Here is an 11,957-nt window from a genome sequence, read left to right as displayed (position 1 = left end):
CGTTGCGGTGAGAGGGGTACGACGATGGCTGATTTGATATCCACGACGACACGGGGGCTGTTTAGAGACCTGGCGACGGCGAGCACCATCGGCATCATTAGGACGGCGTTTCAAGATGAAGGCTTTCCTCCCGACCCAGATTGTCAGTACGTCGACAGCAGCGAACGCCGCACCTGCGCCCAGGAGTACATGTCCAGCGTCAGGTGGTCTGACTACAGCAACGTACAGAAGGCCCTCCGTGCCATGGAACGAATAGTCGGCGATTTTGAAGGGGGGTACACGGAAAAGTTCTGGAAGTCGCTCGCTCGAGATGGCTTCACTTACAACGTCGAAACGGGGGCTATCGAGTCGACAACTCGTACGTTCCCGTCTCAGTCGCTCTCCAATCTTACTGACGCGTCAGCCATCGAAGCGCATCTAGATCGCATTCAACGTGCACTACCGGGAGATCCTGAGCAGGTGATCGGGAGTGCCAAGGAACTGATCGAAAGCACTGCCAAGGTAGTGCTCAATGCGCAGAAGATCGCATACACGAAAGACGATTCGATCAAAGCTCTCATCAATCGGTCGCAGGAGTCTCTTGGTCTCGCAGCATCTGGTGTGGCCAGTGGACCGGACAACGCCGCCAGCGTGAAGCGGATACTCGGCGGCGCTTCCTCAGTGGCCATCGGAGTGGCAGAACTCCGCAACACTCATGGGACCGGCCACGGTGAAGCAGCACGGAAGTCGGGGCTGGGAGAACGTCACGCATCCCTTGCATTCAACGCTGCGTTCATGTGGTGCCAGCTGATGCTCGAAACACTCGAAGACCCCGCAGCACCATGGCGGAAAGTGCAGAAGCAATCCGCTTAGACTCCGCCCATGCCGCACAATCTTACGTCCATGTCGGTTCAGGAACTCCTCAGTCTATGGGCAGGGACGATGACAGAGCTCCAGGCGCGAGACATCCTGCGAACGAACAACAACCCGGTGGGGGACCTCGCAGAAGCCATCGTTCATGAACACTTCGGCGGAACACGGGGATCGTTTGCCCAGAAGGGGTGGGACGTTCTGACGGACAGCGGAGAACGCGTCCAAGTCAAGGGAGTCCGACAAGCAGGGACTCGTACTCGACGGAATGTGAGCCCGATCCGAGACGCCGAATACGATTCGGTTGTGATCGTTATGTTCGACGCGGACTTCCAACTTACAAATACGATTGGGATGAACCGCGCAGTAGTGGAGAAGCTCTTCTCGGTGAGGACATACGTCAATGGGCGCATCATTACGGTGACAGACAAGCTGCTAACCCACCCGGAAGTGCAGCAGTTAGACATGACTGAGGCATACCAACGCGTGAGTCGCCCGCGTGGCTTATCGGAACTTGGCTAGTCGATGGTCGGACTCGTGAAGTTCCACGCCGTACCGATCAGCCCACGCTCGCGCATCCAGACTGTAACCATTCGCCGAGAAGAAGAGCGCGACGTTGTTCAGAGAGCAGGCGACCCCGTACAGACGCTGTACATCTGGTCTGCCAACTTGAGCCCTAGTTTGCTTGACCTGCGCCACTGCGGTAGAAGAATCAACATCTATCCCACCATCCGCTCCGGGGCCGTCGTTCTTGCGTCCGGTTAACGATTCGCAATCATGTACCGCTTGGCCAGAGTTACAAGCACTTGCCAGGTGAAAGCGGGACTTTTTGCCGCATCTTCGTCAAAGAAGTAACGAACAGTCGTGACACGGTTATAGACGCGGTCTATTACGCCGTCAACCGAGGCGCTGGCCGTGGACTTCTCGGCGTTACGGATCTCGACTAACTTTTCGGAACGTCCTGAATGCCCGAAAATTCCTCGATGACGAGAAGTTCGAAGCTGGCAACATCAAGGCTGATGCAAAGGCGGAAGGTCAAAAGACTGCCCAGGAAGCCGCCGAGTTCATTGCATAGACCCAAATCATCCAATTCATAACAGGCGACGTTGGGACGCAACGCAATGCAACACACGAAACCGCCCGATGAAGGCGGTGTTTACTTGGAGTCAGACTCCCCCTCGGCATTCTCTCTTTCGGTCTGTTGCTTTCGGATCACTTCCTGTTCAGCAACCTCCTGTTCGTATTTGTAGATAAAGCTTTCCATAAAACCCGTCTGTTCCATGATTGTCTTCTTATGCTCTGAATACGGTTGCATCTCTGTGACTTTATTCGCTATGGCAGGAAGACCGTCCAAATCGCGTACGGCGTTAACAAGCGCCTGCCGTTTTGAATAGTATTCAAGCCTGTTTTCGGCATTAATCTCTTCGTGCCATATTGGCATTACCATAATATAGGTATGTGCGATGAGCGCTTTCCCGGCATCGGCCACAGATGCAGGGGCGTGCATTTCGGGGTCTCCAATGGATTCTGAGAGGTTTTGAACAAGGTCTGGTATCTCGCGTATCGCTTCACGCATCGGCTTCTTGTAGGTCCTAGTCTCTTGCTTTAAAGCCCATGCTGCGATCTTGCCAGTCTCTTTTAGTACTGTGTCGGCCCACTCTCTCGCGGTCCTGTTGATTTCTCTCTTCTGGTCTGCAGCATTCTTCTGCGCTTGCAGGGATTTATTACCAAACCAACTTATGGCAACACCAAGAATCGTGAATACTCCGGCAATTAGTGGGATCGCCCATCCCGGCAAGTCAGGCATCGGTGTGTTGATAATGACATCGGGCGGAGTGATGATTATCGGTGATGGGTCTGGGACTGCCTCGGTTGGGACTGCGGGAACGCCGCTTGGCGGTGGCTGGTTCAGAAGGATCACCGCGAGATCATATCGGCCAGCTTGCTAGGCGCCGAGACCGTTCGTGCAGTTCGTCGAGCCGATTCTCACTGCTTCACGCGTGAGCGCATCCACTGGGTCGAGCTTGGGCACCTTCATTCCGATGGTGTCCGAGTCGATAGTCGATCCAACCGGGATGCCATGAGCCGACACCAGATAGGTGACGATGCTCGTGTTCGTCGGAGAGTAGATGCAGTTCGACGCCCCGCCACCCACGTTTACCTTCCTAGCCGTCGAGGTTTCCTTGTCAATCCACCCCGTTTTCATCGAAGACGAACATTCGTTGGAATGCAACACATCCATCACGCTCAACGGCTACACCGGGTGTACACGCTCGAAGCGGTGATCTGCGACGCGGGCGACGGCCACGGATTTGTGCTGTCGATGCAGCAGGCGACCTGGAACTGACCCCGACGGTCAGGCGGGCATGAAATCTCGGAGCACGGGGAGTCTCGTCGCCGAACGGTTCGCAAGAGTGGGGACGCAGCCCAACAGACCCTTGGTGTACGGATGCATCGCGGTTGCGACGATTTCCGCGGACGCCTTCTGCTCCACCAACTCGCCCCGGTACATCACCAGCATGGTGTCGGAGAATTCGAGGCACAGCTTGATGTCGTGACTGACGATGAGTAGCGCAGTCCCCTGCTCCTGGGTCAGGTTCTGCAGCAGCTCCATCGTTCCGCGAGCAAGAGATGCATCGAGCGCGCTGGTCGGCTCGTCGGCAATCAGCAGTCGCGGAGACCCGCACAACGCCAGAGCCGTCATCACCCGTTGACGCATTCCGCCGGACAACTCGTACGGCCGACTCCGCATCACCCGCTTCGTGTCGGAGAGCCCGACCTTGTTCAGCCAGTACGCGGTGGTATCCGCACGCTCACGCCTGCCCTTGATTCCCGCTCCCGCGAGCACATGCTTGAACTGGCCCCCGATGGTCCACACCGGATCGAGTGCCGTCATGGCGTCCTGAAACACCATCGCAATTCCGTCGGTGCGCCGTGGCACGCTGCGACCGGTCTCCGGCCGGGCCGGGCTACCCTCGAATTCGAGACGCGTCGATTCGACCGTTGCGCCCGCCGATACGTCGAGCAATCCCGCGATCGTCATGGCCAAGGTCGACTTCCCCGAACCCGACTCACCCACCAGAGCAACTCGCTCGCCGGGTGCAATCTCGAACGATGCCTTCCTCACCGCGACCACCGCAGAGTCACCGGTTCCGTATGTCACAGTGAGATCCTCGACACCGAGAACCGGCCGGTCGGTTACCAGCGAGTAGTCATCGGTGTCATGATCGCGACTGGAAAGCGAAAGCGATTCTCGCTCTGCGGTTGTCGTCATAGGGAACTCCTGCCGATACGCCGTCGATTTAAGTACGGTGTCCATGGTCGCGGCACGGTGTTTCCCAGAGCCGCGTCGGCGGTAAACAGCGCATTACGCAGCACATGCGCCGCGCCCATACGTCCCTGAGCAGGTATTTGTTCTTAATTTTCTTCGTTAAGGCCGCTGCGCTGACAACGGGTCGAACGCCGATGTCCGATATGCTCGTAGTCATCATCGGTGATCTCGACGCTGCGGCCACCTCGGATCTCCCATGCGCATCCCCGAAAGGCGATGACAGATGACTCGCCCCTTCTTCGACGACCAATCCGGCTCCGTTGCCGCCCATCTACGCAGACAGGCCGACGAGCAACGCGCCAGATACATTCGCGCGCAATCGAACCGCGGCGAGAAGTCCGTAACCTCCCCCCGCCGTGTGTACGAACTGATCCGCTCGGGAATCCGCCGCGGCACGATGCCGCACGACGAGGTTCTCTCGGAGCAGCATCTCATCGAGACGTTGGGAGCGACGAGAAATGCTGTGCGCAAGGCACTTCAGATGCTCGCCGACGATGGCGTCGTGCTGCGGGCGCGTCGAGCAGGGACATCGATCGCTCACGACATCGTGGCCGTACGCGAAGGCGAAGTGGGCCCGAGAGCGTGGGCGGGCATGCCGGACGCGGGCCGACTGACGGTGGAGACACTGGAATGCCGGCGCATCACTGCACCTGCGGTCATTCAGGAGTTCATCGGTAGCGACGTGGAGTCGGTGATTCTGCTCGAACAGATCGGCCGGATGAACGCAAAGCCGCTCTACCTTCGCGTCGGCTACTGCATCACGGACTTCGACATCGACGAGTTCACCGAACGCATCGAGAGCAACCACTCGGAGTTCCCACCGATCGCCGTCGCGCATCATCGAATCTTCGGCACCACCTACGGCGGAAGCAGCTCCGTGGTAGAGGCGATCTCCTGCCAGGAACGGGCGGCCGAGCTACTCGAGATGCAGGTAGGATCACCGGTATTGTTGCGCGAGTTGATCACTCGAGATACCGATGGCCGTCCGTCCGAGCTCAGCTTCACACACTTCCGAGCCGATCGAGTCGCCATCATCGGATCCACTGTCACGGCCGGCACCACCACTCTGAACTGACACCAGGGGGTCGTGCGAATACCGACCCCCTGGTGTCGATCAGTCAGAAGTCCAGCAGATTGTCGCGGAACTGTGTGTGCGCATATGCGTCTCGCACCAATCCGCGGCGACGCAGCGCGGGCACCAGACCGTCGGTCACCTCGGTGTAGTACCGACGCCCGAGCCGACCGGTCATGAGGAAGCCGTCGCCGCCGACTGCATCGATGACGTCCTCCATCTGCTCTGCCACGGTATCGGGAGTACCCACCAGCGGCACCGAGGTGATTGACCACGTGGCAGCCAACTGGCGCAACGTCTTCGGAGTTCCGTCCTCGTTGAACTTGCTGCTACCCGAGCCCGCGAGAAAGTCCGCGAGCGTCGTGCGGTGCCCGTTGGTCGTCAGCTCCGGTGGCGGAGCATCGATATCCATCGTCGACAGGTCGTTGCCCGTCACCGCGGAAATATGCGCCAGCGCAGCGTGCACGCGCCCATCGGTGGCCTCGCGGGACCGTGCATCGAGTTCGCGCGCTTCGCTGTCGGTCTCACCCAGCACCGGGGACACGATGTAGAGAATCTTGATCGAATCCGGATCGCGACCGGCGTCCGACGCCATCGCTCGAACATTGTCGCGATAAGCCTTCATCGCTTCGATGCCCTGGGCCTGGCAGATGATCGTGTCCGCATTGCGCGCGGCGAATGCGCGTCCGCGCGGTGATCCACCGGCCTGGCAGATCACCGGCCGGCCCTGCGGCATCGGCAGCGTGTTGAGTGGGCCGCGGGTGCGGTGGAACTTGCCGACGTAGTTGGCGTCGTGCACCTTCGTGTGATCGACGTAGGTGTTCGACGCGGCATCCATCACCAGAGCATCCGGTTCCCACGAGTTCCACAGAGCGTCGACAGCCTCGACGAATTCCTCTGCTCGCTCGTACCGTTCGTCGTGGGGAGGGAGAGCGTCCATTCCGAAGTTCTGAGCGGCGCGGTCCTCGCTCGAGGTCACCACGTTCCACCCGACCCGTCCGTGAGACATGTGATCGAGAGTCGAGACCACCCGTGCCAGCAGATACGGCGGGTAGAAGCTGGTGGACATCGTGGTGACGATCCCGAGTCTCGACGTTGCCGCGGCCAACATCGGCACCAGCGCAACCGGGTCGTGCTTCGGCGCATACTGCGCCTTCGCCAGGTCGAACTCCGTGGTGCCGCCGTAGATGTCGGACACCATCGACGAGTCCTCGAGCATCAGATAGTCGAATCCTGCACGCTCGAGCGCCTGGGCCATCTCGACGTGAAAACGCCCGTCGGCCCAGGAGTCGGAATCGGATCCGGTCCAGTGCGAGCTCCACACCGGTGGACGAAAGCTGGTGAACCAGCCCAGATGCATGCGTGGTGTGCTCATCGGGCACCTGCCAGATGCTCACGGAGATTGCTGCCGCGATATCCGGTGCCTGCGACGCCGCGTCGTGCGAGTTCGGGCATCAGCCCGTCGCACACGTCGTCGACGTAGCGACGATTGAGCACTCCGCCGCCACCCCCGTAAAACAGGAAGCCGTCTCCGCCGACCTCGTCGATGACGCTTTCCATCTCGTCCGCCACACTGGCCGGCGTGCCGACCAGTCGCAAGGATTCCGTCCGTTCGGTGGCCACGGTTTCGCGAATCGATCTGCCGTTCGCCCATTTCCGCAGGTTGTCCAGAATGCTGGTGCTCCCCTCGGTCTTCAGATCCTCCGGAATTGGCTTGTCCACGTCGAGCACGGAGAAGTCGATGTCGCCGGACAGCATGATCAAACGGCGTGCGATGGCCGCATCGGTGGGCTCGTAGTAGCGCTCCGCCTTGCGCTTCGCGTCCTCCTCGGTCTCACCCAGAATCGGCGTCACCATGTAGAGGACCTTGATGTCGTCGGGGTTGCGTCCGAATTCTGCGGCACGGGCCCGCACCGTGTTCCGGTACTCGCGCATCGCATCCCGGCCCTTGGGCGCAGCCACCACGAGGTCGGCTACTCGTGCGGCGAGATCGATCCCTGACTTCGACGCTCCGGCCTGGCACAGCACCGGCTTGCCCTGCGGACTCGGCAAGGTGTTGAGCGGCCCACGGACCGAGAAGTGTTCGCCGACATGATCGATGGTCCTGACTTTGGTGTGGTCCACGTAGGACTCGAGGCCGGGAGCGATCGGGGATGCGGCATCGGCGTCCCAGGATGCCCACAGCTGGTTAGCGACGTCGACGAATTCCTCGGCGATCTCGTACCGGGCATCGTGGGTCGGCAGCGTGTCCTTGCCAAAATTCTGTGCCGCACGGTCACCGGTCGAGGTGACGATGTTCCACCCCATCCGGCCACGACTGAGATGGTCGAGCGTAGACAGCAACCGGGTGAGCAGGAACGGTGGGTAGAAACTCGTGGACGCGGTGACGACGATGCCGATTCTGTCGGTCTCGTACGCCAGTCGTGAGGCCAGCGCCATCGGGTCATGCTTCGGCGCTCGCGGTGTCCACTTGAGTTCGGACTCGAACGTGCCGCCGTAGATATCGGTCAGCGCGGTCGAATCCTCCAGCATCACGAAGTCGATTCCCGCTCGCTCGAGCGCGCGCACGACGTCGACAGCGAAAGTGCCGTCGACCCAGTCCGTTCCACCGGTTCCGGCAAAGGGTCCGGTCCAGTCGGGGACGAGGTAGTTGGTGAACCAACCGAGAGTGAACGGTTGTGACATCGATCCTCTTTTCCAAAGTGGTGGTCGTGAATGGTCGGGGCAGGGACGGCGGACTCCTCGGTGACGACCACCTTCGATTCGGGGGTCGACAGAGCGACGGTCCGCCAGGGTCGAAGCGCCAGTAGGACGGCCAATGCCGCGACGGGGATACACGCAGTAAAGGCGAGTGAGTAGGACGCCTGGGCGACGACAGCGCCGGCGACGAGCGGGCCGAGCATGGTGCCGACATCGAACGTGACCTGGTACACGGCAATGGGACTGCCGCCTCGCCCTGCCAGCACGTCGCCGACGGTCGCGGCGCTGGCGACCATGGCGCACGTGCCGCCCACTCCCCACAACACCATCGTCAGCACGAGGATCGGCAGTGTGGGAACGAGAGCGAGAACGACGAGCCCGAGCAGGATCAGCGCGGACCCGAAGGCCAGCATGGGCCGTCGACCCCAGCTGTCGACGAGCCTGCCTGCAGGTTTGACGACGACGATCTGCACGACGGCTCCGACGACGAGAACCAGACCCGAGACGAAGGGGCTGCCGCCGATCACCGTCGCAACGAACAGTGGGATGAGGGTGAACCGCACCCCGTTGCCGACCCAGCCGTTGGCGAAGTTCGACGCGATGGACGCGCGGAATCCGCGGTGGCCGAGAGCACTTCGCAGGGTCATCGGTTCCGGTCGGGTCGTCGTATCGTGCACGACACCGTTCGCGGCGTCCTTCCTGTCACTCGATCGGAACGCGAACCATACAACGGCGACCCCGACGATCAGCGTCAGTGCGTGCGTCAGGAACGGAGCCCGAAGCGAGACCAAAGCGACCGCACCGCCGATCACCGGGCCCAGTACCCCGCCGATGAGGAAGCCGGACTGGAAGACGGACGCAGTTCTACCCCCGGTTTCCGGGGTGCTGTAGCGGAAGAGCAACTGCTGCCCGGCCACGGTGAACATCGCAGTTCCAACGCCGCCGACGGCCCGGAGCAACAACAGTGAGAGAAACGTCGGAGCGAATGCTGCCGCCAGCGACGAGGTGGCCGCCAGCAGCAGCCCCGCGGTGAGGATCGTGCGTTCGTCGAACCGCATCAACAGACGAGATGCGCCGAACGACGACAACACTCGGGTGAAGGCGTAGATGCTCACCACCGAGGACGCCGCCAGATCGGACACCCCGAAATCCCGGGCGAAGACCGGAATGACCGGAGCCACAACGCCGTAGCCGAGACCGATGCACACGTTGACGAACGCCAACGCATACACCGGCCCCGGCACCACCGAATCTCTGCGCAGCAACCGCATCAGAAGGACATGAGATTCTCACGAAACATGTCGTGCTCGTATTCGGTGCGGACGAGTCCACGTCGCTGCAGCGCAGGGACGAGGCCTTCGGTGATCTCGCCGACGTAGCGTCGACCTATGTTGCCGGTGATCAGGAATCCGTCACCCCCGACGAAGTCCATCGTCTCGCCCATCTGCTCGGCAACGGAGTCAGGGGTGCCGACGTAGTGCACGTTCTTCATGGTCCAACCCAATGCCGCTGTGCGGGGTGTGTTTCCGTAGGACAGGAAGTCACCGAGCGTCGTCCGGTGCCCGTTGGTGGAGAGCTCGGGGAACTCCTCGTCCAGCTCGTACGTCGACAGGTCGATCTCGGTCAGCGCCGAGATGTGGCCGAGCGCCGACTCGATGCGTGAATCGACATCGGCGGACATCCGCTCCACCTTGGCGCGGGCATCGGATTCGGTGTCGGCCAGCACCGGCTGCGTGATGAACATGATCTTGCAGCTGTCGGGATCACGCCCGGCCTTCTCCATCCGCATCCTGATGTCGTCGCGAAATGCCTTCATCGCGACCGGGTCCTTGGCTGCGCTGAGGATGGTCTCTGCGTTGCGGGCGGCGAATTCGCGACCGCGCGGTGAGCCGCCGGCCTGGCAGATCACCGGCTCGCCCTGCGGTGACCGCGGCAGATTCAGCGGTCCGCGAGATGCGTGGTACTTGCCGCGAAAGTTCGTGACATGGACCTTCGTGTGGTCGACGTACGTGCCGGTGTCCCGGTCGAGGACCATCGCGTCCTCCTCCCACGAAGCCCACAACTGCTTGACGAGATCGACGAACTCGTCGGCGCGCTCGTACCGTTGGTCGTGCTCGGCCAGCTTGTCCATACCGTAGTTCTGCGCGGCGCGGTCCTCGCTGGACGTCACGACATTCCAGCCGACGCGCCCGCCGCTGAGGTGATCCAGGGTGGAGAACCGGCGCGCAAGTAGCCACGGCGGGTAGAAGGACGTCGAACACGTCGCGATGATGCCGATGTGCTTCGTCGACGCCGTCAGCACCGGAACCAGCGTCACCGGATCGTGTTTCGGTGCATACAGGCCGTACTTCAGGTCCACCCTCGACGTCTGCTCGAAGGCGTCGGAGACCATCGAGGAGTCCTCGAGCATGATGTAGTCGAAGCAGGCTCGTTCCAGTGACCGAGCGAAGTCGACGTGCAATTCGCCGTTGGCCCAGGTCTTGCCTTCGTCGCCGGCCCAGGTGGTGTTCCACGGCGGGTTGGAGAAGTTGGTGAACCACCCCAGATGAAATTTGGTCATGCCGTGCTCCTTGCTCTCGATGTGGGTAGATCACTTCTGTGCAGCCGAGACAGCTCGGCGGGTTCTTTCGGGTGAATTCCGCGCAGGCCCGACGCCACGCTCGCCAGTAGCGCTGCGAATGCCATGGCGGCCACGGCGATGACGAATCCCGTTGTCAACGAATCGGATCCGCCGTCCGGCAACATGTCGCTGTCGCCGGAGTACACCAACTCGCGCAGCGCAGGCGGAAGTGCAGACACTGCGAGCACCAGAGCGAGCGCCGTGCTGAGGGTGACCGCAGTGTTGTCGAGGGACACCCGAAGTCCGTTCGCCATTCCCGAACGGTTCGGTGCCACGCCCACGTTGATCGCCGACGCATTGGCCGTCTTGAAGATCCCGCCACTGAGACCGAGGGCGAACAGCAGGGCAACAACGGGAATGCCTTGGGCCGGACCCGCTATATGCAGGGCAAGCACGGTCAGGACTGCTGCGGTGCCGAGCGTGGACACCGTCGTCAACGTCCTCGTCGATACCCGGGTGGCCAGTGTGCCCGCGATCGGCGACATCACCGTGGTGCCGACGGCAAGCGCGGTGATCTGCAATCCGGCGTCGATAGGACTCGAGCCCCGGACACTCTGCAGGTACAGCGACATGGTCACCGCCACCGCGCCTTCCGCCATCGTCACCAGAAACGATGCGGTGTAGGCACTCCCCCGGAATCTGTCCATCAGTAGCTTCGGATCCACGATCGGATCCGCGGCTCGCTTCTCCCACCACCAGAACAGCGGCACCGCGACCACGACGCACGCGAGCGGTGCCACCGACTGCCACGCACCGAAACCGTCACTGCCACCACGATTAACCCCGTAGACCAGGCCGCCGAGGATGACCATCGATCCCACTGCGCCTGCGTAGTCCAGGGGTGCCCCGGCCTTCGGCCGCGGAGTCCGGCGCAGAGTGAGCCAGGCCCACACTGTTCCGACGACACCGAGGGGAACGACGATTCCGAATACTCCACGCCATCCGACGGTTTCGGTCACCACGCCGCCGAGCAGCGGGCCGATGGAGACGGCGAGCGACATGATCGTGATGTTCCAGCCGATGCCGATCGAGAGCTTGTGCGGCTCGAACGCGTCGACGAGAAGCGCAGTGGTGTTGGTGATCACCGCCGCAGCGCCGATACCCTGCACCACCCGCAGCCCGATCACGACGTCCGGGTCACTCGCCATCGCGATGACCGCGGCGCTGACGGTCAGGCAGGCCAAGCCGGCGAGGTAGACCGGGCGTCGGCCGACGAGATCGGCGAGTTTACCGAGCACCAGAATGAACACTGCTGTGGTGAGAAGGTAGGCGAGCATGAACCAATCGGTTTGCGCTGCAGAGGCTCCGAGTCCCGCGCTCATATCCGGAAGAGCGACGGGGAGCATCGACACCGATACGAACGTGATGCTCATCCCGAGTCCGGT

Annotated in this window: 12 protein-coding genes; 3 read left to right on the top strand and 9 right to left on the bottom strand. The window is 61.6% G+C overall.

Annotated elements, in window-relative coordinates; all coding sequences use genetic code 11:
• The first annotated feature begins 24 nt into the window (after positions 1 to 24).
• Both CH305_RS17080 and CH305_RS17075 read left to right on the top strand, forming a co-directional pair.
• Positions 25 to 852, top strand: coding sequence for an abortive infection family protein (locus CH305_RS17080; protein WP_094704351.1), 828 nt, complete (start codon positions 25 to 27; stop codon positions 850 to 852).
• A 9-nt stretch (positions 853 to 861) separates the two neighbouring features.
• Positions 862 to 1,371 carry a hypothetical protein gene (locus CH305_RS17075; RefSeq protein WP_143545293.1) on the top strand — a complete coding sequence of 170 codons (510 nt, stop codon included), beginning with the start codon at positions 862 to 864 and terminating at the stop codon, positions 1,369 to 1,371.
• Here the strand turns inward: CH305_RS17075 and CH305_RS29755 are convergent.
• The 4 genes from CH305_RS29755 to CH305_RS17055 all read right to left on the bottom strand — a co-directional run bounded on the left by CH305_RS29755 (position 1,354) and on the right by CH305_RS17055 (position 4,123).
• Positions 1,354 to 1,662, bottom strand: a complete 309-nt coding sequence (locus CH305_RS29755) for a restriction endonuclease (protein ID WP_094704349.1) — start codon at positions 1,660 to 1,662, stop codon at positions 1,354 to 1,356. The genes CH305_RS17075 and CH305_RS29755 overlap by 18 nt on opposite strands.
• A 343-nt stretch (positions 1,663 to 2,005) precedes the next feature.
• The gene (locus CH305_RS17065; RefSeq protein WP_143545292.1) at positions 2,006 to 2,770 is read right to left on the bottom strand and encodes a hypothetical protein; all 765 of its coding nucleotides are present in this window, start codon (positions 2,768 to 2,770) and stop codon (positions 2,006 to 2,008) included.
• A 24-nt stretch (positions 2,771 to 2,794) separates the two neighbouring features.
• Positions 2,795 to 3,100, bottom strand: coding sequence for a hypothetical protein (locus tag CH305_RS17060; RefSeq protein ID WP_143545291.1), 306 nt, complete (start codon positions 3,098 to 3,100; stop codon positions 2,795 to 2,797).
• A gap of 105 nt (positions 3,101 to 3,205) precedes the next feature.
• Positions 3,206 to 4,123 (bottom strand): ABC transporter ATP-binding protein, encoded by a 918-nt coding sequence (locus CH305_RS17055; protein WP_094704346.1) that lies wholly within the window; start codon positions 4,121 to 4,123, stop codon positions 3,206 to 3,208.
• Positions 4,124 to 4,403: 280 nt separating this feature from the next.
• Between CH305_RS17055 and CH305_RS17045 the strand changes: the two genes are divergently transcribed.
• Entirely contained in the window at positions 4,404 to 5,255 is an 852-nt protein-coding gene (locus CH305_RS17045; protein WP_094704345.1) for a GntR family transcriptional regulator, read from the top strand.
• Positions 5,256 to 5,298: 43 nt separating this feature from the next.
• On the opposite strand, the gene CH305_RS17040 is transcribed toward CH305_RS17045, so the two are convergent.
• Genes CH305_RS17040 through CH305_RS17020 form a run of 5 tightly spaced genes read right to left on the bottom strand, consistent with a single transcriptional unit; the run spans position 5,299 to position 11,945 of the window.
• The gene (locus CH305_RS17040) at positions 5,299 to 6,627 is read right to left on the bottom strand and encodes an NtaA/DmoA family FMN-dependent monooxygenase (protein ID WP_094704344.1); all 1,329 of its coding nucleotides are present in this window, start codon (positions 6,625 to 6,627) and stop codon (positions 5,299 to 5,301) included.
• Positions 6,624 to 7,787, bottom strand: coding sequence for an NtaA/DmoA family FMN-dependent monooxygenase (locus CH305_RS17035; RefSeq protein ID WP_373454570.1), 1,164 nt, complete (start codon positions 7,785 to 7,787; stop codon positions 6,624 to 6,626). The genes CH305_RS17040 and CH305_RS17035 overlap by 4 nt, the downstream gene beginning before the upstream one ends.
• A complete protein-coding gene (locus CH305_RS29505) occupies positions 7,784 to 9,223 on the bottom strand; it encodes an MFS transporter (protein ID WP_094704342.1) in 1,440 nt (479 codons plus the stop codon). Before CH305_RS29505 ends, CH305_RS17035 begins: the two co-directional genes overlap by 4 nt.
• The gene (locus CH305_RS17025; protein ID WP_094704341.1) at positions 9,223 to 10,512 is read right to left on the bottom strand and encodes an NtaA/DmoA family FMN-dependent monooxygenase; all 1,290 of its coding nucleotides are present in this window, start codon (positions 10,510 to 10,512) and stop codon (positions 9,223 to 9,225) included. Before CH305_RS17025 ends, CH305_RS29505 begins: the two co-directional genes overlap by 1 nt.
• A complete protein-coding gene (locus CH305_RS17020; protein ID WP_143545290.1) occupies positions 10,509 to 11,945 on the bottom strand; it encodes an MFS transporter in 1,437 nt (478 codons plus the stop codon). The genes CH305_RS17025 and CH305_RS17020 overlap by 4 nt, the downstream gene beginning before the upstream one ends.
• Positions 11,946 to 11,957 lie beyond the last annotated feature (12 nt).

The sequence above is a fragment of the Rhodococcus sp. 15-649-2-2 genome, assembly GCF_002258645.1.
In the GTDB taxonomy this organism is placed as follows: domain Bacteria; phylum Actinomycetota; class Actinomycetes; order Mycobacteriales; family Mycobacteriaceae; genus Rhodococcoides.
Note: the sequence above shows the minus strand (reverse complement) of the source record. Positions and strands in the feature narration are given on the sequence as shown.